22 protein-coding genes are annotated in these 22,010 nt (G+C 66.8%); 15 read left to right on the plus strand and 7 right to left on the minus strand.

Features of this window, described 5'->3' with window-relative positions; translation table 11 throughout:
* Positions 1-31 precede the first annotated feature (31 nt).
* From NN4_RS35965 to NN4_RS35975, 3 genes are read left to right on the plus strand one after another with little or no spacing between them, the layout of a single operon-like run.
* Positions 32-1,885 carry a serine/threonine-protein kinase gene (locus NN4_RS35965; RefSeq protein WP_147140568.1) on the plus strand — a complete coding sequence of 618 codons (1,854 nt, stop codon included), beginning with the start codon at positions 32-34 and terminating at the stop codon, positions 1,883-1,885.
* Complete coding sequence (locus NN4_RS35970; RefSeq protein WP_186818793.1) at positions 1,885-3,825, plus strand: serine/threonine-protein kinase; 1,941 nt, start codon at positions 1,885-1,887, stop codon at positions 3,823-3,825. Before NN4_RS35965 ends, NN4_RS35970 begins: the two co-directional genes overlap by 1 nt.
* On the plus strand, positions 3,825-5,039 hold the full coding sequence (locus NN4_RS35975) for a DUF7373 family lipoprotein (RefSeq protein ID WP_147140573.1): 1,215 nt from the start codon (positions 3,825-3,827) through the stop codon (positions 5,037-5,039). Before NN4_RS35970 ends, NN4_RS35975 begins: the two co-directional genes overlap by 1 nt.
* A gap of 9 nt (positions 5,040-5,048) precedes the next feature.
* Here NN4_RS35975 and NN4_RS35980 read toward each other — a convergent pair whose 3' ends face one another.
* Positions 5,049-6,170, minus strand: coding sequence for a lytic transglycosylase domain-containing protein (locus NN4_RS35980; RefSeq protein WP_147140575.1), 1,122 nt, complete (start codon positions 6,168-6,170; stop codon positions 5,049-5,051).
* A complete protein-coding gene (locus NN4_RS35985; RefSeq protein WP_107659465.1) occupies positions 6,167-6,490 on the minus strand; it encodes a type VII secretion target in 324 nt (107 codons plus the stop codon). The genes NN4_RS35980 and NN4_RS35985 overlap by 4 nt, the downstream gene beginning before the upstream one ends.
* A 200-nt stretch (positions 6,491-6,690) precedes the next feature.
* On the opposite strand from NN4_RS35985, the gene NN4_RS35990 reads away from it, so the two are divergent.
* Both NN4_RS35990 and NN4_RS35995 read left to right on the plus strand, forming a co-directional pair.
* A complete protein-coding gene (locus NN4_RS35990) occupies positions 6,691-7,665 on the plus strand; it encodes an NADPH:quinone oxidoreductase family protein (RefSeq protein WP_147140577.1) in 975 nt (324 codons plus the stop codon).
* 15 nt (positions 7,666-7,680) lie between these two features.
* Positions 7,681-8,790, plus strand: coding sequence for a winged helix DNA-binding domain-containing protein (locus NN4_RS35995; RefSeq protein ID WP_147140598.1), 1,110 nt, complete (start codon positions 7,681-7,683; stop codon positions 8,788-8,790).
* Between the two features lie 6 nt (positions 8,791-8,796).
* Here the strand turns inward: NN4_RS35995 and NN4_RS36000 are convergent, their stop codons facing one another.
* Positions 8,797-9,321 carry an Lrp/AsnC family transcriptional regulator gene (locus tag NN4_RS36000; RefSeq protein ID WP_107659462.1) on the minus strand — a complete coding sequence of 175 codons (525 nt, stop codon included), beginning with the start codon at positions 9,319-9,321 and terminating at the stop codon, positions 8,797-8,799.
* Positions 9,322-9,508: 187 nt separating this feature from the next.
* Here NN4_RS36000 and hppD point away from each other — a divergent pair, with 187 nt between their 5' ends.
* From hppD to tuf, 8 genes are all read left to right on the plus strand, one after another.
* On the plus strand, positions 9,509-10,717 hold the full coding sequence (gene hppD, locus NN4_RS36005; RefSeq protein WP_147140600.1) for a 4-hydroxyphenylpyruvate dioxygenase: 1,209 nt from the start codon (positions 9,509-9,511) through the stop codon (positions 10,715-10,717).
* A gap of 68 nt (positions 10,718-10,785) precedes the next feature.
* Positions 10,786-10,992 carry a hypothetical protein gene (locus NN4_RS36010; protein WP_147140580.1) on the plus strand — a complete coding sequence of 69 codons (207 nt, stop codon included), beginning with the start codon at positions 10,786-10,788 and terminating at the stop codon, positions 10,990-10,992.
* 89 nt (positions 10,993-11,081) lie between these two features.
* Positions 11,082-11,609, plus strand: a complete 528-nt coding sequence (locus NN4_RS36015) for a DUF3558 domain-containing protein (RefSeq protein ID WP_107659460.1) — start codon at positions 11,082-11,084, stop codon at positions 11,607-11,609.
* A gap of 14 nt (positions 11,610-11,623) precedes the next feature.
* Positions 11,624-12,175 (plus strand): DUF3558 domain-containing protein, encoded by a 552-nt coding sequence (locus tag NN4_RS36020; protein ID WP_107659459.1) that lies wholly within the window; start codon positions 11,624-11,626, stop codon positions 12,173-12,175.
* Positions 12,176-12,444: 269 nt separating this feature from the next.
* Positions 12,445-12,819, plus strand: coding sequence for a 30S ribosomal protein S12 (gene rpsL, locus NN4_RS36025; protein ID WP_019049359.1), 375 nt, complete (start codon positions 12,445-12,447; stop codon positions 12,817-12,819).
* Position 12,820: 1 nt separating this feature from the next.
* Complete coding sequence (gene rpsG, locus NN4_RS36030) at positions 12,821-13,291, plus strand: 30S ribosomal protein S7 (protein WP_040739280.1); 471 nt, start codon at positions 12,821-12,823, stop codon at positions 13,289-13,291.
* A 138-nt stretch (positions 13,292-13,429) separates the two neighbouring features.
* Positions 13,430-15,532: an elongation factor G gene (fusA, locus tag NN4_RS36035; protein ID WP_147140581.1), complete on the plus strand. Its 2,103-nt coding sequence runs from the start codon at positions 13,430-13,432 to the stop codon at positions 15,530-15,532.
* Between the two features lie 146 nt (positions 15,533-15,678).
* The gene (gene tuf / locus NN4_RS36040) at positions 15,679-16,869 is read left to right on the plus strand and encodes an elongation factor Tu (protein WP_107659457.1); all 1,191 of its coding nucleotides are present in this window, start codon (positions 15,679-15,681) and stop codon (positions 16,867-16,869) included.
* Between the two features lie 826 nt (positions 16,870-17,695).
* Here tuf and NN4_RS36055 read toward each other — a convergent pair.
* Complete coding sequence (locus tag NN4_RS36055; protein WP_147140585.1) at positions 17,696-18,361, minus strand: hypothetical protein; 666 nt, start codon at positions 18,359-18,361, stop codon at positions 17,696-17,698.
* 147 nt (positions 18,362-18,508) lie between these two features.
* Between NN4_RS36055 and NN4_RS36060 the strand changes: the two genes are divergently transcribed.
* Positions 18,509-19,339: an alpha/beta fold hydrolase gene (locus tag NN4_RS36060; RefSeq protein ID WP_147140587.1), complete on the plus strand. Its 831-nt coding sequence runs from the start codon at positions 18,509-18,511 to the stop codon at positions 19,337-19,339.
* A gap of 81 nt (positions 19,340-19,420) precedes the next feature.
* Here NN4_RS36060 and NN4_RS36065 read toward each other — a convergent pair whose 3' ends face one another.
* From NN4_RS36065 to NN4_RS36075, 3 genes are all read right to left on the minus strand, one after another.
* Positions 19,421-20,377, minus strand: coding sequence for a type IV toxin-antitoxin system AbiEi family antitoxin (locus NN4_RS36065; protein ID WP_147140589.1), 957 nt, complete (start codon positions 20,375-20,377; stop codon positions 19,421-19,423).
* 87 nt (positions 20,378-20,464) lie between these two features.
* The gene (locus NN4_RS36070; RefSeq protein ID WP_147140591.1) at positions 20,465-21,130 is read right to left on the minus strand and encodes a TetR/AcrR family transcriptional regulator; all 666 of its coding nucleotides are present in this window, start codon (positions 21,128-21,130) and stop codon (positions 20,465-20,467) included.
* Positions 21,130-21,489: an SPW repeat domain-containing protein gene (locus NN4_RS36075; RefSeq protein WP_147140594.1), complete on the minus strand. Its 360-nt coding sequence runs from the start codon at positions 21,487-21,489 to the stop codon at positions 21,130-21,132. The genes NN4_RS36070 and NN4_RS36075 overlap by 1 nt, the downstream gene beginning before the upstream one ends.
* A 152-nt stretch (positions 21,490-21,641) precedes the next feature.
* Between NN4_RS36075 and NN4_RS36080 the strand changes: the two genes are divergently transcribed.
* A partial coding sequence (locus NN4_RS36080; RefSeq protein ID WP_246181269.1) for an FAD-dependent oxidoreductase occupies positions 21,642-22,010 on the plus strand: 369 nt, incomplete at its 3' end.

Raw genomic sequence — 22,010 nt, forward strand, 5'->3', positions numbered from 1 at the left:
TCCCGAACAGGCACTACAGGGGAGGAACACGGTGAAGCCGCTCGGGCGACACGATCCGCGCACGGCCGGCCGCCACCGGCTGATCGCGGTCATCGGCCAGGGCGCCATGGGTCGGGTGTTGCTCGGCCGGGCACCCGACGGCCGGCTGGTCGCGGTCAAGATGATCCACCGGCATCTCGCCAAGAATCCCGAGTTCCGTGCCCGCTTCCGGCTCGAAGTGCAAGCCTCCCAACGGGTCACCGGGGCGTACACCGCCGCGGTGATGGACGCGGACCCGGAAGCCGAAGCGCCGTGGCTGGCCTCGGTTTTCGTGCCCGGCCCTTCGCTGCGGGACGCCATCGATCAGCACGGCCCGATGTCTCTCGGCGGCCTACGCCTGCTGACCGCGGGCCTCGGCTCCGCCTTGCTGGAGATTCACCGGGCGGGCATGATCCATCGCGACCTCAAACCGTCGAATGTTCTTCTCGCGCAGGATGGTCCGCGCGTTATCGATTTCGGCATCGCCCGCGCCTTGGAAGCCGACCTTCAGCTCACCAGCACCGGCACCCTCGTCGGCTCGCCGGCTTTCATGTCGCCGGAACAGGCGTCGGGCAACGAACTCAGCACTGCCAGCGACGTTTTCTCGGTCGGCGCGATGCTGGTCATGGCGGCGACGGGGGAGAGCCCATTTCTCGGTGCCTCGGCGCCGCAGACCTTGTACAACGTGGTGCACCACCACCCCGACACCAGTCGCGTGCCTGCGCCTTTGCGCCCCATCGTGGCTGCTTGCCTGGACAAGAACCCCGCACATCGCCCGGCCCCGCGGCAACTGATCGACTCGGTAGCCGACATCACCGCCCGGTCCGGCTGGTCCGCCGGGGTGCGGCGGCAGATCACCCAGGACCGGGCGGAAGCCGAGCGTTGGGTAGCGACCGGTGGCGAGGTGCCGGAGCAGTCGCCGCGCCGGACCGCGAGATGGGTTGCCGCAGCGGCGGTACTGGTCCTGTTGGCTGCCGGGGCCGTCACGACCTTTCTCCTGACCCGCGGCACTACGCCCGCGCCCGTTGATCCGTTGGCGAATCGCACCCTGGAACTGACCGATGAGCAATTGCGGCTCACCGACACCTGCGCGCTGCTCGGCAACGACGTGGTCGGGCATCTGGGGCAGCCCGTCAAGCCGGAGCTGACGAATTCGTCGGTCTGTGGCACGAAATTCGTCGAGTCCGGCGGGCGTCGGACGCAGCTGACCGTCGGGGTCGGTACCGCTTTGTCGGGCGGGAAACCGGTGACCGAACAGATCGCGGGTCGCCCCATGCTGGACACGTCGGTGAGTGCGGATTCATGCGCGCGCGCCATCGCGGTACGCGACCAACCGCTACTCGGTGTCGAAGTGAAAATAACTGCGGCAGAAGGAGCGTCCTGTGTGTTGGCAGGGGACGCCTTGAAAGCCGTTGCAGGCCGGCTGGCGGCAAGTCCACCGAGCGTGCGTTCACCGAAACAGTCTGTCGTCCGGATGGTTCCGTGCGACTCGGTGGCGCAGGATGTGATCGCCGCACAAGCAGGTACCGGGGCGGCGCCGGTACCGGTCGACGCGCACACCTGCACCTGGGCGGGCAGTCGCTTCACGATCACCGTGCACACCGCCGAGGGAAAGCGCGTCGATGTGGACCCGAAGTACACCGGACTGCTGGTGAACGGCGGCACCCTCGGCGACTTCCCGTCGGCGCGCCGCATCGACCCCGACGGCACGTGCGCGACCTACCACCTGGTCCGGCCGACCATCGAAGACCGAGGAGAACTGATCGCCGTGACCGCGCAACCGACCGGGCCCGGCGCCGCCGAAACCGCCTGTGCCGCTACCGAGTCAGTGCTCGGTGGCGTCGTGGCCCGACTGAGGAGCTTGTGATGGTGACACCGCTCGAGCGCGATGAACCCCAGCAGATCGGCCGATACCGGCTGCTCGGCCAGCTCGGCTCCGGCGGCATGGGGCGGGTGCTGCTCGGCGTCGGCCCGGATGGCCGGCTGGTCGCGATCAAACAGGTGCACCAGCACCTGGTGACCGAGGAAGACTTCCTGCCGCGGTTCCGCCGCGAGGTGCAGACCTCGATGCAGGTCTCCGGCGCCTTCACCGCCGCGGTGATCGACTTCGACGTCGAGTCGGAAGAGCCTTGGCTTGCCTCGGTTTTCGTGCCGGGGGTGCCGTTGGACAAGGCCGTCCAGGACTACGGCCCGCTGACCCCGGAAGAAGTGCACAAGCTGGCGATCGGCCTCGCCTCGGCGCTGCAGGCCATCCATGGCGTCGGCCTGATTCATCGGGATCTGAAGCCCGCCAACGTGATTCTCGCCGAGGACGGCCCGAGGGTCATCGATTTCGGTATCGCCCGAGCGGTCGAGGGCCGATCCGAGCTCACCCACACCGGTTCGATCATCGGTTCGCCTGCGTTCATGTCCCCGGAGCAGGCGCAGTCGCTGCCGCTGACCCCGGCCAGCGACATCTTCTCCCTCGGCGCGGTGCTCGCGATGGCGGCGGGCGGCGCGAGTCCCTTCGCAGGCGCCTCGCTGCCGCACACGCTCTACAACATCGTGCACACCGACCCCGACCTGAGCGGATTGCCGCCCGAGGTCCGGGAATTGGTGGAACCGTGCCTGCGCAAGGACCCGCAGGAACGCCCGACACCCGCCCAGCTGCTCGACTTCCTCGGGCCGCTGCCACCGCAGCATCGTCCCTGGTCGACACAGGTGCACAAGGCGATCGGCGCGCAGGAGGCGGAGATGTCGGCGCTGCTGGCCGACCCGGAGGCCACTCAGTTCGTCGGTGCCGCGCCGGCGCCCGTCCCGGCGTCGCACAGCGCCGACTTCGAACAGCGCCTGCAAGCGCTCGTCGAGATCCAACGCGCCGGGGTGTTGCACCGGCGTCGGAAGCGGGTGCTGATCGCGGCCGCGGCCGTGGTGGTCTTGGTTGCCGGTGTCCTGGCCGGTACGGCCCTGTTCGGTGGTGAAGACGAGCGACCGGCCGGCCCGGTGGCGAATCCACTTGCCGCGCTGAATCTTACGAAGCTCCGGTCGCTGGATGTCTGCGCCGCGGTGCACGAGCCACTGGTCTCCGCGCTGGGTAATTGGACGACGGAGCCGAGCTCCACCCAATGGGGAACGTGCTCGGGCGAGGCGGACGGGTACCGGTTCGACGTCGACATCAAGCGCATCGAGGGCTATCGCGACAACGGCAAACGTGTTGCGGGAGTGCCGGTCCTGGAGGACGTGACCAGCGGCGCCGACAGTTGCGGGCGGGCACTGTTCCCCGCGACAACGGACCCGCAGTTCGGGATCGCGGTCCGGGTGCAGGGCGCGCAACCCGAGGAAAGGTGCGGCGTCGCCGACGACGCGGCCGCGGAGCTGGCCCGCCGGCTGACCGAACGCGCGCCACAGCTTCCGGGCTTGCGCAGCTCACTCGCCCCGCATGACCCGTGCGCCCTGGTGGATTCCAGCGTCGTCAAGCTGAATATCGGCGAGCAGGTCCGCGGAGCTCCGGATCAACTGCACACCTGCAAGTGGCTCTCGACCGGCACGGTCACCGTCGCGCTGGAACGCTCGAAGGTGCTGGTGCCGACCGAAAAGCCGATCCCGTTCGATCTCGGTGGCGGCAATATCGTCTTCACGGACGAGGCGGACCTGCGATCGCCCACGTGTGAACGGCGCGGTCAGTATCGCGGCATCAACAGCACCGACGCGGAGGTGGTGACCGTGCAGGTGGCGAACCCGACGCTCAATGAACGTCCCGAATTCCGATGTCTGACAGCGCAATTGGTGCTGCAGAATGTCCTCGACAACCTCCCCCGGGTGAACTGATGAACTGGAATCCACGCGCGGTCACGGCCATCCTCGCTGTTCTCGCCGCCGTAGTCGGGGCCGGGGGCTGCGCATCGACGGTGCGCGGCACCGGCGTTTCGGCCGAGATCGACGTGCGTTCGCTGGATACGGGCAAGTTCCCGACCACGCCGCCCAAGCTCTCGGCCCGCCTGGACGATGTCGGGTACGCCCGGCTGGAGGCCGCGCGCATGGCGGATGCGGTACTGAGTCCGCACGAGGTGGACCCGACATACTCCGCGGGCGCGTCGGCGCTCATGCATACCGATGTCCAGTCGGTGACGCGGTATCTCGCCGAGCCCACGATTCCGGTCTTGCTGAATCACGGCTTCGTCCTCGGTTTCTCGACTGGTTCGGCCGAGGACGTACTGCCGCTCACCACGGCGGCGGCCGGTAGTCGCCAGCGCGAGGGTCTCACCGTGACGGTGTTGCGTTTGCGGGATGCGGCGGCGGCGAAGGCCGCGGCAGCCGAACTCGATGCGGTGGATTTCGCCCTCAATCCGGAAAATGTCGCGGTCAGCCTGCCCAAGTACCCGGACTCGCGGGCCCATTGGCGTCCGTCGGTTCCGACGCTGGGTAGCACGACCGCACACGGGATCTACGTGATCAGTGTGCTCGCGGATTCGCGGACCGCGGATATCAATCGACTGGTCGAGGCGACCCAGAAGTATCTCGATGCCGAGGTGGCCGAACTCGACAAGTTCACGCCGACACCGGCCGGAAACTTCAGCACGCTGCACCAGGATCCGGACGGGTTGCTGGCCAGGGTTATCCACGACCAAGGCGTCGTCGCCGGGCCCGATGGGCAGGGCGAGGTGGTGTTGACGCTGCGCGGCTACCTGAACTACGTGCTGGACCAATCGGGCCGGCTGCCGGTGCTGCGCCGAGCGGGGGTCGATCGGGTTGCGGTGGCTCCCAGTGCTTTCGGCTTCCGAACCACCGACGACGCCGCCGCGGTGCGATTCGTCGCGGAGTCCGCCGAACTCGGCAACCCGGTGGACCGGCGGGCGGTGGATCCCCCGGCGGATGTGCCCGGTGCGTTGTGCGTGCAGGACTATGTCGCGCCGAAGGAAGCGCAGTTCCGCTGCTTTGTCGCGTACCGCAGATACGCGGCGCTGGTGCTCGGCGCCCGACTATGGGAAACGCAGCAACGGGCGGCCGCGCAATACGCGCTGCTCGCCAACGCCCAGCGATGAGCGGGACCGTCAGTAGCCGCGGTAGGCGCCACCCGATTCGACGGCCACCACGCCGGGCACATTCTTGACCGATCCGTACGTATCGATCGAGTAGCGGACGCCGGCGATGATGTTGTCCACCGGATTCCAGATATCGTCGTGCCCCGGTGCCTTGTAGGCGTTGAAGGTGCTGTCGATGGTCTGCATCAGCCCCTTCGACGGGTGCCCCGCCAGCCAGTTGCTGTCCCAACGGTTTTCCGCATAGGGGTTACCCGCTGATTCGTGCTGGATGATCATGGCGATGGCCCGCTCATCGATATCCTTGGGGTCGTAGCCCATTTCGATGAGTTTCTGTTTCGCCTCCGCGATCCATTTCGCCATATCGCCGCTCGGCAACGGCCCAGTCGGCGCGCTCGAGCTCCCCGAATAGCTTCCGGTGTACGGGCTGCCGGCGGACGACCCGGAATTGCTGTTGTTCCCCATCGCGTAACTCGGCTTGTTGGACGAAGGGCTACTGCTGACCGGAGTCGGCGCCGCGACGCTGGCGGGTGCGGTATTCACCGGTGGCGCCACATTCGTGGCGGGCTCGCCGAGTCCACCGAACGCCTGCTCCAATTTGCGTACCGCCGCATCGACCTGTGTCTTCGCCTGGTTGGCAACGGTTTCCGCGGTTTTCAGCGCATTGGTCAGTTCCCAGGTCCGAGTCGCCGCCTGCAGCGACTCCTGGAAAATGAGTCCCTCTACGTTCGCCTTGTCCGAATGCTCGCGCAGCGCCGCGATCCGGGTCGTCGCATTGACGGTGCCGTTCGGCTCCACATCGAATGGGGGTGCCTGATTGACGGCGTCATCGCGGAGTTGCAGCACCTTGGTTTTCGCTTCGACCAGGTTCTGCGTCTGAGAGGTGAAGGCTGTCTTCAATTCCAGCAGCGCGGCACTGACCGGTGAGGCCTTGGTCTTCTCGGTGTCCATGCGCGCGTTCGCGGCGGCCCCGGCCGTACCGGACCATTTCTTGCCGTCTTCCAGCGATTTCGTCTGACTGGCACCCTTGCCGACGGCGGCATCCAGGCCCTGCGAGACGGTCCCCGCGTGTTCGCCTGCGGCGGTGAGCTGTTCGGGTTTCCAGTTCTCCACGTCAGGGATGGTGAGGGTCATGGCAGTCCGATCGCGCGCAGCTTCGCGGTGAAGTCGTCCTCGGCCAGTTCGTATTTCCCTGCAGCATTGTGCATATTGTCGGCGATGGTGGTCAGTCGATTGCCGATCCGTTGCAGGCACCGGTTGACCACATCGTTCGCCTGCTGTGCCGCGGTACCGAATTCGGTACCGGGTAGCGCCGTGGCCGCGGCGGTGAACGCGCCCCCCGCGTTGAGCCCGGTCACCTCGCCCGCCTCGGTGCCGAGGGTTTGCGCGAAGGACCGCAGTGCGTCCGGATCGACCTGCACGCTCGTCGACGATGGTTGATTGCGCTCGACCATGAGTCCCCCTTCACGCCCGACCATAGGTCGCGGTCAGCATAGCAAAACGGGGTCTGCGGAACAGGGCGTCGAGCAGGTCGTGGCAGTCGCGCGCGGCGGCGCGACGCGGGCAGGGTGCGCACGGCGCGGCGACGCGGGTTACGTTGATCACGGCGGCGCCGGCGCGGACGAGGCCGGTGCCACGACAGAGAGGTCGGCAGATGCGCGCAGCCCAGGTCAGCAAGCTGGAGGGACCGGAGTCGGTCGAGATCGTGGACATCCCGGAGCCCAAGTCGTATCCGGGTGGCGTGGTGATCGACGTGCACGCCGCCGGTGTCGCGTTCCCGGACGTGCTGATGTCGCGCGGGCTGTACCAGATGAAGCCGGAGCTGCCGTTCGTCGTCGGTGGCGAGGTCGCGGGCATCGTGCGCGAAGCGCCGGCCGACGCGCACGTCAAGGCCGGCGACCGGGTGGTCGCGCTGACGTTGCTCGGCAATGCCATGGCCGAGACGGCCGTCGCGCCCGCGCAGATGGTGTTCCCGTTGCCAGACAACGTCTCCCTGGAGTCCGGGGCAGGCATCCTGTTCAACGATCTGACGGTGCACTTCTGCCTGCGCAACCGCGGCAGGCTCGCCGCGGGCGAGACGGTGCTCGTGCACGGCGCCGCGGGCGGCATCGGCACCTCGACGCTGCGGATGGCCACCGCGCTCGGCGCGGGCCGGGTGATCGCGGTGGTCAGCACCGAGGCGAAGGCGGAGGTGGCCCGCGCGAACGGCGCCACCGACGTGGTGCTGGCCGAGGGCTGGCTCGCGGCGGTCAAGGAACTGACCGGCGGTCGCGGCGTGGACATCGTGCTCGATCCGGTCGGCGGCGACCGCTTCACCGACAGCGTCCGCTCGCTCGCGTCGGCGGGCCGCCTGCTGGTGGTCGGCTTCACCGCGGGTGAGATCCCCACCGTGAAGGTGAACCGGCTGCTGCTGAAGAACGTCGAGGTGATCGGCGCGGCCTGGGGTGAATGGGTGATGACGCACCCGGGCTACCTGACCGAGCAGTGGGCCGAGGTGGCGCCGCTGCTGGCCGCGGGCAAGATCGCCGCACCCGAGCCGGTGCTCTACCCGCTGGACCGGGCGGCCGAGGCGATCGCCTCGCTGGAGAACCGGACGGCGACCGGCAAGGTCGTGGTCACGCTGCGCTGAGGCGAGCGAATCGTGATGCTCTCCGACCGGATACTGAACCGCACGCTGCTCGCCCGCCAGCATCTGCTGGAACGCTCGCAGCTCACCGTGCACGAGATGTGCGATCACCTCGTCGGTCTGCAAGCACAGGACTCGCCGCCGCCGTTCGTCGCATTGTGGAGTCGCATAGCGGATTTCGATCCCGCGACAATCTCGAACGCGCTGGAGGATCGGACGCTCGCCCGAATCACCTTGATGCGCGGCACTATTCACATGGTGACCCCGCCGGACGCGCTGCGGATCGCGCCGCTGATGCAGCCGGAGCTGGAAAAGATCCCCTTCCGAAAGGGTTTCAACTACGGCGCGCTGGTCGGACTCGACCCCGACGAGGTGCGCGCGCACGGCGAGCGGGTGCTCGGCGACGAACCGATGTCCGCCGCCGATCTGCGACTGCACGCCGCCGAGTGCTACCCGGACCGCAATCCCGGCATGGTCGTGCAGGCCTGGCTCATCCTGCTGCCGGTGCTGCAGACCCCGCCGCGCGGCAAGTGGAAGGAAAGCAGCAGGCCGGTCTGGTCCCGGGTCGAGCCGTGGCTCGGCGCACCGCTCGACCCGTCCTATCCGTTGGCGGAGTTACTGCTTCGGTACCTGCGCGCCTTCGGTCCGGCGTCCACCATGGACATGCAGACCTGGTCGAAGCTGCTCGGCATGAAGCAGGCGATCGCCCAGCTCGGCGACCGGGTGCGCACCTACACCGACGAGCGCGGCCGCACCCTCTACGACGCCGCCGACGGCGAGCTCGCCGATCCGGAACTCCCGGCACCGGTGCGCCTGCTCGGCTGGTACGACAATGCCCTGCTCTCGCACCAGGATCGGAGCAGGATCGTGCCGGACGGCGCGGCGCCACCGCTGCGCGCCTTCGCCGCCGCGGTCGCCCCGGTGCTGGTCGACGGCTACCTCGCCGGTCTCTACAAGATCTTCCCGGAGTCCGGCGCGGCGCGCCTGCGGATCAGCCCCACCCGAAAGTGGACCAAGGCCGAGCGCGCGGCGGTGGAAGCGGAATCGCATGCCCTGCTCGCCTTTCTGGAGGCGGACAAGGAACCGCGGGTCGAGATCCTGGAGGTGGGCGCCGACGTGCGGCCCTGAGCTCGGTTACCGTTCGTGCGCCGCGCGGTACGCCGGCGCCTTCGTGCCGCCCGCCGGATCGAGGGTGCGCAGGAGCGGCAGGGTGCGAAACGGCACCACGGTCGACAACACGATGACGCTGTGCGACCGCACCACCGACGAGGTCCGGTCGATGCTCAGCAGCACCGCTTGCAGCCCGGCGTGTGAGTCGGCGCCGATCCGGCACCACACATCGCCCGAGCCGGTGGTCGCGTAGGCCTCCAAAACCCCTGGGATCATGTCGAGTTCGGCGGCGACCGAGTCCAGCGCGCCCTGCGCGATCTCCAGCGTGACGAACGCCTGCACGTCGAAACCCGCTGCGGTAACGTCGATCTGCGGGTCGTAGGAGGCGATGACGCCGGATTCCTCCATCCGCCCGATCCTGGACTGCACCGTCGCCCTGGCCACCCGGGTCCGGCGGGACAGCTCGAGGATGCCCGCCTTCTGATATTCGTGCATCGCGGTCAGGATCGCGAGATCGAGTTCGTCCAGTTTCGCCGGCGTGCGTGACATTGGCGGCCTCCGTTCCGAGCACAGGCTGGGCTTCCAGCCTTGGATAGCACCAGCCAGCTGATGCTATTCAAATTGTCCAGCATTTCGGGGCACTTCCTAGCCGGATTCGCCAGAGTGTCTAACGAAAATCGCCGCTGTTGCCTAACCGGCGACCCTGACGATTACTTGGTGCATGACCATCGAGCAGATGCCGAATGCCCGGTCCAGCACGGCACAGAGCCAGTCCGGCACCGCCCCCACCGACGGTGAGCTGCGCAAGCTCGTCGGACTCGTGGACCACGACACCAGTGTCGACAACTTTCCCGTAATCGGCTGGGATGCCCTCGTCTGGGTCGTCGGTAACGCGACCCAGACCGCGCATTACCTGGAATCCGCCTTCGGTATGCGACTGGAGGCCTATTCGGGTCCCGAGACCGGTAACCGCGACCACAAGGCGTTCGTGCTGCGTAGCGGCGGCGCCCGCTTCGTGGTCAAGGGCGCGGTCGACCCGGACAGCCCGCTCGTCGCCCACCACGACAAGCACGGCGACGGTGTCGTCGACATCGCGCTCGAGGTGCCGGACGTGGACCGCTGCGTCGAGTGGGCGCGCAACCACGGCGCCACCGTCCTCGTCGAACCACACGACGAGACAGACGAATTCGGCACCGTCCGGTCCGCCGCCCTGGCCACCTACGGCGAAACCCGGCACACCCTGGTGGACCGTTCCGGCTACCACGGGCCGTACCTGCCCGGCTACGTCGCGCGCCGGGCTGGCTACCAGCCGCGTGAGGGCGCGCCGAACCGGTTGTTCCAGGCGATCGACCACGTCGTCGGAAACGTGGAGCTCGGCCAGATGGACGAGTGGGTCGAGTTCTACCGCCGCGTCATGGGTTTCACGAACATGGCCGAGTTCGTCGGTGACGACATCGCCACCGAGTACTCGGCGCTGATGAGCAAGGTCGTCGCCAACGGCAACCACCGGGTGAAGTTCCCGCTCAACGAGCCCGCGGTCAGCAAGAAGAAGTCGCAGATCGACGAGTACCTCGAGTTCTACCGCGGCCCCGGCGTCCAGCACATCGCGCTCGCCACCGGCGACATCCTGGCCTGTGTCGACGCACTGCGCCGCGAGGGTGTCGAGTTCCTCGACGCGCCCGACTCCTACTACGAGGACCCGGAACTGCGCGCCCGGATCGGTCGCGTCCGCGTCCCGGTCGAGGAACTGCAGCGCCGCGGCATCCTGGTCGACCGCGACGAGGACGGCTATCTGCTGCAAATCTTCACCAAGCCCATCACCGACCGCCCCACCGTGTTCTTCGAGCTGATCGAGCGGCACGGCTCGCTCGGCTTCGGCAAGGGCAACTTCAAGGCGCTCTTCCAGGCGATCGAACGTGAACAGGAGGCCCGCGGCAATCTGTGATCGGTTGTGGCCCTGAGCATCCGGCAGTACGCTCCGTTGACTCGCCGGATGCTTAAGGGGCCGCCGCAGTGCTCGACAGATCCGCCGCCGCCTTCTCGCTGGCCGTTGCCCTCACCCTCGGTACCGACGCCACCTCCCGCGCCGAACCCACTCTCACCTATTACCCCTCCCTCGATGCCTGCCTCGGCGCCATGTCGAAATACAAGACGGGCCCGGCGCAGTGCACCTACATCGATTCGATGGGTGCTTACGAACTCCGCGTCCCGCACGAGTAGGGCAGGTGCCGACTCGCCGACACCCGAGGTCATTCGGGCCGATCGGCCGAGCAGGTCGCCGACACCGTCGCGCCGGTAGAGTCTCAGGCATGCGGATCAAGTCGGCGATCGTCACGGGCACGGTCTTCGCGCTGTTGCTGTCCGCGTGCGGATCGCGCGGCGACTCGGACACCTCGAACACGCCGCTGCGGCCGCCGCCGAAGGTCGCCACGCTCGGCCCGTTCGTCGGCGAGTGCGGGCACGCCACCGACGACGAGGTGCGTGATCTCGCGGGGCTCGGCCAGATCTCCCAGGCGCTGAAGAATTCGGTCGGCTGCAATTGGCAGTCCGCCGGATTGGGTTCGCCCAGCGTAACTTTCGCGTCGTATCGGGGCAGCCCGATCGACCGCGAGAAGGCGTGGGTGACCACCCAGGGGCGGACCACCCAGGCGATCGAAGTCGGCGGCCGCACCGGCTGGCAGGCGCTCGAGCCGGACAGCAAGGTCTGCGACCTCGCCGTGCAGCTCGACGACGACTTCTTCGAATGGTCGATGTCCTACGGCATGTTCGCGCCCGACGGCAACCCGTGCGACCGGATGCACAAGCTGGCGGAGCTGACCGTGCGGCGGCTGAAGTGAGGGGGAGGACGGCAATGCAGCTTCGTCGCGCTCGCGCCATACTCACGGCGGCCGCTGTCTCGGCCCTCGCGGTGACCGTCGCGGGTTGCGGTCAGACGGTGAGCGGTTCGGCACATCCCGCCGGTTCGGGGACCGGGGAGTCGGTGAACACCAACTTCGACAAGCTGTTGCGCGAATGCGACATCGTCTCGCTGAACCAGGTCGGCGACGCGGTGAGCCAGGGCGCCATGGCGATGCAGTCCTTCTACGGCGCGGTGTGCATGTGGGACGTGCAGGGTTCGAGCAGCGCCATGGTCACCCTGAACTGGTACGAGATCGGCTCGCTGAACAACGAGAAGACCACCAACGACAAGTTGGGTTACCTGACCAACAACATCACCGTGCAGGGGCGGCGCGGGCTGGAGACGCGGCGGCCGAACGATCCGGACTCCTGTGGCGTCAGCGCGGGGGCCGCGGATCAAGGTGTGATCGGGTTCTGGATCAACTATCGGCCCGGCTCGGCGCACCCGGATCCGTGCGCGGGCGCCAAGAAACTCGTAGAGTTGACGCTGAACCTGGCCAGGTAGCGGGGTCTGCAGCCACCCCGCTTTGACCCTGTGTCGCGACCACGAGTATCGTGGATCGCTGTGCCCGGAAGCATACGGGCAAGTTCGTGCGTGACCGTAGGCCAGCGAAAGCGGCTGACACCTCCAGCGTGCCCGCATTTCGGGCCCTACACCGCGCGCGACACGCCCGACCTCGGGGCACGTGAAACGTGGCCGGACGTGCGAGTGAAAGCTCGATGACAAAGACATGAAGTTCCAGACACCGCGTAACTAATAAGGAAAGCCGGTCTATGCCAACCATCAACCAGCTGGTCCGCAAGGGTCGCCGCGACAAGGTCTCCAAGACGAAGACCGCGGCGCTCAAGGGCAGCCCGCAGCGTCGTGGCGTGTGCACTCGCGTGTACACCACGACCCCGAAGAAGCCGAACTCCGCGCTGCGTAAGGTCGCGCGCGTTCGCCTGACCAGCGCGGTCGAGGTCACGGCCTACATCCCGGGCGAGGGCCACAACCTGCAGGAGCACTCGATGGTGCTCGTTCGTGGCGGCCGTGTGAAGGACCTTCCCGGTGTGCGTTACAAGATCATCCGTGGCTCGCTCGACACCCAGGGTGTGAAGAACCGCAAGCAGGCCCGCAGCCGTTACGGCGCCAAGAAGGAGAAGAGCTGATATGCCACGCAAGGGCCCCGCACCCAAGCGTCCGCTGATCAACGACCCGGTCTACGGGTCCCCGCTGGTCACTCAGCTGGTCAACAAGATCCTGCTGGACGGCAAGAAGTCCACGGCCGAGCGCATCGTCTACGGCGCGCTGGAGCAGGCGCGCGAGAAGACCGGCACCGATCCGGTCGTCACCCTCAAGCGCGCGCTGGACAACGTCAAGCCTGCCCTCGAGGTCAAGCCCCGCCGCGTCGGTGGCGCCACCTACCAGGTGCCCGTCGAGGTCCGTCCGGGCCGTTCCAACACGCTGGCCCTGCGCTGGCTGGTCAACTACTCCCGCGCTCGCCGCGAGAAGACCATGGTCGAGCGTCTGGCCAATGAGCTCCTCGATGCCAGCAACGGCCTCGGTGCTTCGGTGAAGCGCCGTGAGGACACCCACAAGATGGCCGAGTCGAACCGGGCCTTCGCGCACTACCGCTGGTGACGTCTGCCCGGCCCATCGTCTGGGGTCGGGAGGCACACTGTCGGCGCGGCACCAACCTGCCGCTTCCGGCGTTGACATAGAGACGACCACAGGGTCGTCCCCGAAAATCCCATCTAGCTACGAGCGGGGAAGATTTCCGTGGCACAGGACGTGCTCACCGACCTGAACAAGGTCCGCAACATCGGCATCATGGCCCACATTGATGCGGGCAAGACGACCACAACCGAACGCATCCTCTTCTACACCGGCATCACCTACAAGATCGGTGAGGTTCATGATGGCGCGGCCACCATGGACTGGATGGAGCAGGAGCAGGAGCGTGGTATCACCATCACCTCCGCGGCTACCACGTGCTTCTGGAACGACAACCAGATCAACATCATCGACACCCCCGGGCACGTCGACTTCACCGTCGAGGTGGAGCGGTCGCTGCGCGTGCTCGACGGCGCCGTTGCGGTGTTCGACGGCAAGGAAGGTGTCGAGCCGCAGTCCGAGCAGGTGTGGCGTCAGGCCGACAAGTACGACGTGCCGCGAATCTGCTTCGTCAACAAGATGGACAAGCTCGGCGCGGACTTCTACTTCACCGTGCAGACCATCAAGGACCGCCTCGGTGCCAAGCCGTTGGTCATCCAGCTGCCGATCGGCGCTGAGGACACCTTCGAGGGCATCGTCGACCTGGTCGAGAACAACGCCAAGGTCTGGCGGGGCGAGACCAAGCTCGGCGAAGAGTACGAGGTCGTCGAGATCCCGGAGGATCTGAAAGAGCGGGCCGAGCAGTACCGTCAGGAACTGCTGGAGACCGTCGCGGAGTCCGACGAGGCGCTGCTGGAGAAGTTCTTCGGCGGCGAGGAGCTCTCGCTCGAGGAGATCAAGGGCGCGATCCGCAAGCTCACGGTCAACTCCGAGATCTACCCGGTGCTCTGTGGCTCGGCGTTCAAGAACAAGGGCGTTCAGCCCATGCTCGACGCGGTCATCGACTACCTGCCCTCGCCGCTGGACGTGGAGGCCACCACCGGCCACGTGCCCGGCAAGGAAGAGGAGCTGCTGACCCGCAAGCCGAGCGCCGACGAGCCGTTCGCGGCCCTGGCGTTCAAGATCGCGGTGCACCCCTTCTTCGGCAAGCTGACCTACGTCCGGGTGTACTCCGGCAAGGTCGACTCCGGCGCCCAGGTCATCAACTCGACCAAGGGCAAGAAGGAGCGTCTGGGCAAGCTGTTCCAGATGCACTCCAACAAGGAGAACCCGGTTCCGGCTGCCTCGGCAGGTCACATCTACGCGGTGATCGGCCTCAAGGACACCACCACCGGTGACACCCTGTGCGATCCGCAGAACCAGATCGTGCTCGAGTCCATGACCTTCCCGGACCCGGTCATCGAGGTCTCCATCGAGCCGAAGACCAAGTCCGACCAGGAGAAGCTGGGCACCGCGATCCAGCGTCTCTCGGAAGAGGACCCGACCTTCTCGGTCAAGCTCGACCAGGAGACCGGCCAGACCGTCATCGGCGGCATGGGCGAGCTCCACCTCGACATTCTCGTCGACCGCATGCGTCGCGAGTTCAAGGTCGAGGCGAACGTCGGTAAGCCGCAGGTGGCCTACCGCGAGACGATCACCAAGAAGGTCGAGAAGCTCGAGTTCACCCACAAGAAGCAGACCGGTGGCTCCGGCCAGTTCGCGAAGGTCATCATCGCCGTCGAGCCGTTCGTCGGCGAGGACGGCGCGACCTACGAGTTCGAGAACAAGGTCTCCGGTGGCCGCGTGCCGCGCGAGTACATCCCTTCGGTGGACGCCGGTGCGCAGGATGCCATGCAGTACGGTGTGCTCGCGGGCTACCCGCTGGTGAACCTGAAGGTCGTTCTGCTCGACGGCGCGTACCACGACGTCGACTCGTCGGAAATGGCCTTCAAGATCGCCGGCTCGCAGGCCCTGAAGGAAGCGGCCCGTAAGGCCGGTCCGGTGATCCTCGAGCCGCTCATGGCGGTCGAGGTCATCACGCCCGAGGAGTACATGGGCGATGTGATCGGCGACCTGAATTCCCGCCGTGGCCAGATCCAGGCCATGGAGGAACGCAGTGGTGCCCGTGTCGTCAAGGCGCTGGTTCCGCTCTCGGAGATGTTCGGTTACATCGGTGACCTGCGGTCGAAGACCCAGGGCCGAGCGAACTACTCCATGGTGTTCGACTCGTACGCGGAGGTTCCGGCCAACGTGTCGAAGGAGATCATCGCCAAGGCGACCGGCGAGTAATACCGGCGGAGCAAGTGCAAGACTGGCAGCAAGCCCAATAGGGACAAGCTGCATGCACTTGCCCCGCCAGCCGGGAGTCAGTACGACCCCAGTAATAACCGCACTGCTGCAACTGCACGCACCAACAAGTCCAGGAGGACACCACAGTGGCGAAGGCGAAGTTCGAGCGGACGAAGCCGCACGTCAACATCGGCACCATCGGTCACGTCGACCACGGCAAGACCACGCTGACCGCAGCGATCACCAAGGTGCTGGCTGACAAGTACCCGGATCTGAACGCCGCGTTCGCGTTCGATCAGATCGACAAGGCGCCGGAGGAGAAGGCTCGTGGTATCACGATCAACATCTCCCACGTCGAGTACCAGACGGAGAAGCGCCACTACGCGCACGTCGACGCTCCGGGTCACGCTGACTACATCAAGAACATGATCACCGGTGCGGCGCAGATGGACGGTGCCATCCTCGTGGTCGCCGCGACCGACGGCCCGATGCCGCAGACCCGCGAGCACGTGCTGCTCGCCCGTCAGGTCGGCGTGCCCTACATCCTGGTCGCGCTGAACAAGTCGGACATGGTCGACGACGAGGAAATCCTCGAGCTCGTCGAGATGGAGGTCCGCGAACTGCTGGCCGCCCAGGAGTTCGACGAGGACGCGCCGGTCGTGCGCGTCTCCGGTCTGAAGGCGCTCGAGGGCGACCCGAAGTGGACCGAGTCCATCGTCGAGCTGATGAACGCCGTCGACGAGTCGATCCCGGACCCGGTCCGCGACACCGAGAAGCCGTTCCTGATGCCGGTCGAGGACGTGTTCACGATCACCGGTCGTGGCACCGTCGTCACCGGTCGCGTCGAGCGCGGCATCGTCAACGTGAACGAGGAAGTCGAGATCGTCGGCATCAAGCCGACCTCGACCAAGACCACGGTCACCGGTATCGAGATGTTCCGCAAGCTGCTCGACCAGGGCCAGGCCGGCGACAACGTCGGTCTGCTGGTTCGTGGCATCAAGCGCGAAGATGTCGAGCGCGGCCAGGTCATCGTGAAGCCGGGCACCACCACCCCGCACACCGAGTTCGAGGGCCAGGCCTACATCCTGTCCAAGGACGAGGGCGGCCGGCACACGCCGTTCTTCAACAACTACCGTCCCCAGTTCTACTTCCGTACGACTGACGTGACGGGCGTTGTGACCCTCCCCGAGGGCACCGAGATGGTTATGCCGGGCGACAACACCGAAATGTCGGTCGTGCTGATCCAGCCGATCGCCATGGAAGAGGGCCTGCGTTTCGCGATCCGTGAAGGTGGCCGCACCGTCGGCGCCGGTCGCGTCACGAAGATCATCAAGTGATTTCCTGAATCACTGAAACTGAACGGCGCCGCTCCGAAAGGAGCGGCGCCGTTCGGCGTCTGAGGGACTAGTCCGCCGTGCGTTGGTATCGAAGGTGGCCACGCCGAGGGACTTCCAGGCTGCCAACAGTCGGCTGTCGCCGGAGGCAGCCGCAGTGCCGGCATCTTCCGTCTGCTCTGCGGAGGCGCAATCGACCGCATCGTATCCGCGCAGCGCTACGCCCTGCCTCGAAGTCCCAAATGCTGCCATAGTGTCCCGTTGGACAAGGACGGCATTCGCGAGTGGGACATGGTGGCGGGTCTACTCGATGGATGCCGCCGTGGTGTCCCGCTGGGCGTGGATGGTGGTTGTGGGTGGGACATGGTGGCGGTCTAGCTGGTCGGACAGTTCCGTCGCGCGCAATAGCGGCGCATTGTCGACCTTGGTCTGTGGTCAGAGTTGATCCAAGAGTCGTAGGCGTGCCGCATGTTCCTCGTTGTTGAGACGGGTCAGTCGATGCAGCCGATCATCGGCGTTGGTCATCAATCAGTTCGCTCACCGTGCCGTGGCCTTGGATCGGTTGGGGCGCAGGCTGCTTTCGAGTACGTGCGGGTTGAACCCGCCGTTCTTCCCGGGCCGACACCGGCCCGGGAAGTTGTCCAGTGGGGACGACTCGAGCGATTGGCTGATCGTGGTCAGTAACCGTCACGGTCCGTCCGGCTCGAACCTCCGCCAGATACCGGCTCAAGCTGTCCCGTAGTTCGAGTACTCCGACCTCCACCGCTGCCTCCTTGTGGCCATATTTCCATAGGTAGCTGTAGCCACAATCGGTTTGGTGGCGGGGCGGTCAGCAGGTGTAGGTTCGGCCGACTGAGGAGTCGGGGGGTGATTGGGCTTCGCGGAGGCAGCCGAAGGGGACTATGGCGTCGTCGCTCATGTGGACGCCGGTGCGGGTGGTGGGGTTGACGCAGGTGAGGCCGTCGGTGGCGATGCGACAGGTGTAGTCGCCGAAGGTGAGTTTGCTGTCGTAGGGGAGGGTTTGGCCGTCGCCGTGGATGAAAAGGCCTGGGTCGCCGCGGAATTGGCCTACGGTGAGGGTTTTCGCGGAGTAGTTGACGTAGCCGCCGTCCCAGTTTCCGAAACCCTCGTGCGGCTTGGGGACGGGGTTCTTCAGTTTCACTACACAGTTGAATCCGTCTAGCTGATAGGCGGTTCCGGTGATGCAGCTGATCTTTCCGGAGGGGCTGATGAAGGCGATGTCGCTCTTCAGGTCGGCGGCGGCGCCGGTGCCCGTGCTCGCGGAGTGGTAGCGGCTCGGGTCGACTTCGGTGCCCGCTTGGACCCAGGCGATCCGGTCCTTCAATCGGCTTTCCGGGCTGGCCGGTGTCGAGGGCGGCGCGGCCGTGGTCGAGGTCGCCGGTGGTGGGCCGGGGGCGGGCTGTGGTTGGCCCGAGGTGGATTGGGAACAGGCGCTCAGCGCCAAGATCAAGGCAGCGAGTGCCGCAATTCGCATGGCTCCCAGACTAGCCATTGTGGCGCAACATGTTCCGGCCACGGTCGGGCGGGGAGGTGATTCGATGACCTCGGAGGTTATCGCGGAACGGCGGTCGGGTCCGTTAGCGTCGAAATGCGAACAACACCGGATCATCGGAGGAACGTGATGAGCAAGAACCTCGCCGCTGAGCTCGACATCGCCGAGGGGGCGCTGCGGCACGGGCTGCCCTACCTGGCGCTGGGTGCCGGGCGACCGCTGGCGTTCCTGCGCTGGTTCACGCCGGACCACGCGAATCCGAGTGGCTGGATGCGGAATTCCGAGATCAAGATGCTGGCGCCGTTGGCGCGGCACTTCCGCGTCTACGCGGTGAATCGGGCGCCGGGGATGGCCGAGGGCACCACGATGGGCGAGATCGCAGCCCAGCACGCGGACGCGTTGCAGGCCGAGTTCGGCGAACCGGTGGATGTGCTCGGTGTCTCGTCCGGCGGATCGTTGGCGCTGCAGCTGGCGGCGGATCAGCCGGGCGCCGTCCGCCGCCTGGTCATCGCCTCGTCCGGCTACCGCTTGGATCCGCTCGCCAAACAGGCCCAGATCCGCTACGGCGAAGCGGCGTTCGCGGGTCGGCGCGCACTGCATCACCTGGCGCCGATCACCGCCTCGTCACGGTTGCTCGCCCGGCTGGCCGGTGCGGGCATGTGGCTGATCGATCCGCTGGGCCGCCCGAAGAACCCGGCGGACACCCTCGCCTTCGTCCGCGCCGAAGACGAGTTCGACCTGTCCGACCGCCTCGCCGAGATCACCGCGCCGACCCTGGTCCTCGGCGGTGAACGCGACGCGGCCTACAGCACCGCGAACTTCCGCCACACCGCCGACGGCATCCCCACCTCCCGCCTGGTCATCTACCCCGGTACCAGCCACATGGGTGTCGTCAAGCACGCTCGCTTCGCCCGCGACGTCACCGAATTCCTCACCTCCGCAACCCCGCTCGCGCCCTGACCGCATTGCCGACGGGCATGCGGCAACTCCCGCTTCCGGACTGACTGCCCGTCGGCGGGCGCTCGGCAAACACACATCAGCTCAACACCGCGGCGTCGGAATCCAATGCCCGGTGCGGTGAGCGCGCCCCGAGACCTCGGCGGCAGCGCGGATGCGTTCGGCCAGCTGCGCGGGGTCATCCAGATCACTCCAGCTCCAGCGGACCACCTCCCACCCGAGTGCGCGTAATCGGTCGTCCCGGTCCTGTGCCGCAACCGTCCACTGCGCGGGCAGGCGTGCACCGCTCAATTCATCGCGCTGGTCACTCTGTCCGTCGAACTCGCCGATCACACCCAATCCATCGAACAGAAAGTCGACCCGTCCGACGCACACCTCATCATCGGTGAAGACCCGCGCCTGCAATTCCGGCGCGGGCAACCCGGTTTCATGAAAAGCCACCCGGCTACGCGACTCACCGACGCTCTCGCTGCGTCCGTCCAGGAACTCGATGGCCCGAGCGGCCTGCCGAGCTCCGCGGCGGTGCGCTGCTCGCCGGAGATGTTCGCCCACTGCATCGGCGGTGGTGAGTCCTTGGCGCAGCGCGCTGTCGCCGCAGACGACCGCGTGTTCGAACCCCACCGAGCGCGCGATATCGAAGATCGTCCGCGGCGCGGTGGTCACCCGGACCCCGTTGATCAGGGTGATCTCGTCCGGCGCCAGTTGTGCCGAATGCAGGACCAGCTGTTTCCGGATCCGCCCACCGGCGATTCGGTCGCGCGTGACGTGCGCCCGCTCGAGCGGGATCGACCAGGTCGGCAAGCCGTGCAATATCAGCGCCGAACAATGGCTCGCCACAGCGTCATCGGACATCGCCTCGCACATCGCGAGTACAAGCATCAGATGGCGGCCCGCCAGGGTGAGCGCCGGCTGCGGCGCGTTCACATAGTGCCCGGCGCGGATCCGCTGCCATTTTCCGGAGCGGCAGAGGCGCTGCAATTGGCTGTCGGACATCCCGGAGGCCAAGGCCTGCGTGCGCGAGATCAGTTGCGGTGCGTCCATACCGCGATCCTGACCGACGCCGACGCTCCGCAATACCCACCATCCGCCGAATGTGGATAACACGCACCCTGTGGATAACTTCGGAGGTCAGCCGAGCTGGGTCATGCCCGCGGCGACCACTCTGGCGACATTCAGGACGTCTTCGGCGGAGGGAATCGGCACACCGTCCAGGGCGTGCAACCGGTCGGTGCTCGCGATGGCGAACATGGCCGAGACCCAGGCGGCGGCGCAGGCGCGCAACGTGCCGGGGCGGACCGGGGCCGGCGCGCTGGCCTGCAACACCCGCGCGGTGACATCCAGCAATTGGTCACGAAGATGGCGCAATTGGCGCCGGACATCGGGATGGGTGTCGGCCTCGCGCCACATGATCACCCGCAGCACCGAGGAATGGTGGTCGCGCAGGTTGAGTGCGGCATCGAGGGCGACCAGGCTGGCGGCCGGATCGCCGGGCGCGACCACGGTGTCGATGTCGTCGATCGGGTGCATCGGCACCCGTTCGTCCATCAGCGCCGACAAGATCGAGTCCTTGGTCGGAAAGTAGTAGAAGACAAGGCCTTTGGGCACCTCGGCGGCGCCCGCGATGGCAGCCGTCGCGGTGGCATCGAATCCCTGTGCCGCGAAAAGCTTTTCGGCGGCATCGAGAATGAGTTGCCGGGCGTCGCCGTCGACTTTCGCGCTGCGCCGCCGCCCGGCCTTCGGTTCCTTGCCCGGTCGCTGAGCCGCGGCTCGGCGACCGGGTTTCGGCATCTGCATCAGTGGTGGGTCGCCGCGCCGTGCAGCCGTCCCGACACCGTCGGCAGCGCCGCTACCGCGACCACCGCCGTCACTACCCCGACTACCCATGCGGTCCAGGATGCGCCGCGGTAATCCGTGAAGTCCATGGCCCAGGGGGAAATGAACAGCAACACGCCGAAAAGACCCATCGCGTAGTCGGCGTTGGTGCCGAGCGCGGGCCGGTACATCTGTGTGAGGCCGGTGAGCGCGATCAGCACGCCAAGCACGATCAGCGACCACATCGCTTTGTCGGTGGTCTCCAGCCACAGGGGTGAGAGCGCGGCGAAGATCCCCAGCACTACGGCGAGGAAGTCCTGTGCGCGGCTTTCGGTGAACATGGTGTGCCTCCTTGGGCTCAGGAATATGTCCTTCCTTCGGTATAGACCTGATTGACCGCCCGATCAATACCTGAATGGATACGATTGCACGCCATCGCCGAGTGATCGGGTTCACTCCGGCGCCGAACCAAGCAGACGTTAGGGTGAGCTGCGTGTCACCTTCCGCAACAGACGCCGCGCCGATCGTGATCGTCGGCGCCGGGCTCGCCGGCCTGCGCACCGCCGAGGAACTGCGCCGTGCCGGGTACGCGGGCGGGCTGATCCTGCTCGGCGACGAGTCCCGCCTGCCGTACGATCGGCCGCCGCTGTCCAAGCAGTTCGTCCGCGGCGAAACCGACGACACCACCCTGCGTCCCGGCGAGTTCTTCACCGAGAAGCAGATCGACCTGCGCCTGGACACCGCCGCGACCGGCGTCGACACCGACGCGCGCCAGGTACGGCTGGCCGACGGCTCGACCCTCGGCTACGCCCAGCTGATCATCGCCACCGGCCTCCGCCCGCGCCTGCTGCCGGGCCTGCCC

It is taken from the genome of Nocardia ninae NBRC 108245 (assembly GCF_007990755.1).
Lineage (GTDB): Bacteria > Actinomycetota > Actinomycetes > Mycobacteriales > Mycobacteriaceae > Nocardia > Nocardia ninae.